The sequence below is a fragment of the Streptomyces sp. NRRL F-2664 genome, from assembly GCF_000719345.1.
In the GTDB taxonomy this organism is placed as follows: Bacteria; Actinomycetota; Actinomycetes; order Streptomycetales; family Streptomycetaceae; genus Streptomyces.
In genome coordinates this window covers 1-2,413 of record NZ_JOFX01000198.1, presented here as the reverse complement: position 1 = coordinate 2,413, position 2,413 = coordinate 1, and the positions used below count along the sequence as shown (strand labels likewise).

The window sequence follows — 2,413 nt, the reverse complement described above, 5'->3', positions numbered from 1 at the left end:
CCATCCCCCACACAGCCACCCACCAGCCCAACCCCCCTCATGCAAACAGCCGGCCTGGGTGTCAATGGCCTGTCGATCTTCCCCGCGAGCGGCCAGATAGTTGACGCGCTGGCGGCCGCTAAGTCCTCCCAACGGCGGCCGGATCCCTGCTGCTGGTGGGCGGGTCAGCGCAAGGGATCACCCCCTGACCGCTGATGGCTTGGTTGAGCCGGAAGGAATCACCCTGGGTGACCACGACGTGAGCGTGGTGCAGGAGGGGGCTGTAAAAGAATCCAAGGTGGACGCCGCGTCGGCAGACGTGGATGACCGGTTCCTGAACGAGCTCGTGGCCCGCGCTCAGGCCGAGGGCCTGCAGCTGACGGGCGAGGGCGGTCTGCTCCAGCACCTGACGAAGCGGCTGCTGGAGTCCGCGCTCGAGGGTGGGATGTCAGACCATCTCGGCTACGGCCGGCACGATCCCGCGGGCAGGAACGGCGGCAACTCCGGGAACGGCAAATGCTCCCAAGACAGTGGTGACCGAGGTCGGCCCGGTTGAGATCGGCGTACCACCGCGAGGGAGCGTTTGAGCCGCAGATCGTGAAGAAGCGGCAGCGCCGGCTGGCCGGCGTCGACGAGATGGTCCTGTCGCTGTCGGCGAAAGGCCTGACCCACGGTGAGATCTCGGCCCATCTGGCAGAGGTCTCCAAGCAGACCATCTCGACGATCACCGATTCGGTGATGGAGGGCATGGCCGAATGGCAGGCCAGGCCCCTCGACCGCGTCTGCCCGGTGGTCTTCATCGACTGTGTCAACGTGGAGATCCGCGACGGCCAGGTCGCCACGATTGACGTGAGTCTGCTGGGGCTGAGGCGGGCTTTGCGGAGGATGCGCCAGGTCTTGATGCGGGCGATGGTTCTCTCGACGGGCCAGCGGAGGCGGGGGGCCTGGAGGGCTCGCTTCCAGCGGGTGGTCCAGCGTTTGCGGCCGGTGCCGGTCGGGTCCGGTGACATCACTGCAAGGTAGACGCACTTCAGAGCTGCGTTCTCCGAGGGGAAGTGGCCGCGGGGCCCTGACCGCCCTGCGGATCCTCGCGTTCACGGACTCGATCGCGTTGGTGGTGCAGACGATCCGGCGGATCTCGGCGTCGAACCGCAGGAACGGAACAACTCGGCCCCCGCGTTCTCCCACCACCGGACGATCGACGGGTACTTCTGCCCCCATTCCTCGCAGAACTCGGGGAACCGGCTGGTGGCCGCGTCCTCGGTCGGAGCCGTATAGACGGGCTTCAACGCTCTGCCGATCCTGTCCCAGTCCTGGCGGTCGGCAAAGCGGAACGACGCCCGCAGCAGGTGGACGACGCAGGTCTGGACGTCGGGGACTCACCGCTGAAAACGCTCACTGATGGTCCGTGAGTTGCCTGCGCGTCACGACCAACGCCTTACCGGGGCCCATCCCAGGAGGAGGGCAGAACCCAGACACTGATCACGACATCACACAGGCCCTAGACTAGTACTGCAGGGTGCGGTCGACGACACCGAAGAGATCGCTCGTGATCGGATGCTCGGCTCGGATCAATGCCGAACGCCGCAGAGCCCGACTCCCACCTCCGGCGCCTTCGGAACACCTCAGGGGCCCAAGTTGCATCACCCGGGGCTCGAAGACCCTAAAATTCCCCCGATTTGCCAGACAGCACCGTCAAGCTTATTGCAGCCGATACGGCGAAGAGTATACTTGCCCCCGCAATTTACCAGCAATCCAGCTGTTCTTAACGTCATGCAAGAGGAATAGGAGCCTCCTCTCAGGAGATCCTTTCTGATAAATGGGATCCAGCGGGCTGGATTGGGCATCAGCCCAGAACTTCGACGTAATCTGCCGCAGTTCCGCCTCAAAGGCTTTCAGGCTGCCACCTGCACTATCGACTCTTCCATATAGCACCTCTCGCAGGTGCGCCATCATCCGACCGCCTTCATAAAGGTGGGCGATCTGCGTGTTGTAGTAGACGTCAAACGCCGGCTCCGCCAACCATGCCAGCTTCTCCCTCAAGTGATCTCGGTCCTCCGCTATCTGCGCGAGCCTAGCTGCCGCTGCCTCCGCTTCCACGAATTCCCTTACGGCACCCCGCGCTTCTTCGGTTTTCGATAAGGCTATTGATGCGGAAATTGCGTCTCTCATGCCCTTGTCGAAACGATCCCGGGACGGCAGAAACGGCCTTCCTCCGTTTTCCCTCAGCCCTGAGTCCGCATACATGCGCTCCATTTGCAACTTGCTCGCTTGCTTCCTTCCAGAAGCTACTGCCGTCTTTTTTCGACTACCGAAGCGGAAGGGGAGGTTTCCGGTGGGGTCGGTGTGTTCTATGGGGTTGGCTGCGTAGGCTTGGTATTTGTTGAGGGGGGTGGGGTGGGGGTCGCGGGTGGTGAAGCGGCCGGTTTCGGGG

The 2,413-nt window shown here is 63.4% G+C and carries 1 protein-coding gene and 2 pseudogenes; 1 reads left to right on the top strand and 2 read right to left on the bottom strand.

All coding sequences use genetic code 11. The annotated features are described in order from the left end of the window. Positions 1–238: 238 nt before the first annotated feature. Positions 239–819, top strand: a pseudogene (locus IF89_RS41620) (transposase); the annotation flags it as partial. Between the two features lie 101 nt (positions 820–920). On the opposite strand, the pseudogene IF89_RS41615 reads toward IF89_RS41620, so the two are convergent. Beyond that, positions 921–1,349: pseudogene (locus tag IF89_RS41615) on the bottom strand (transposase); the annotation flags it as partial. 331 nt (positions 1,350–1,680) lie between these two features. Then, on the bottom strand, positions 1,681–2,413 hold a 733-nt coding region (locus tag IF89_RS46740; RefSeq protein ID WP_158718137.1), incomplete at its 5' end, for a hypothetical protein.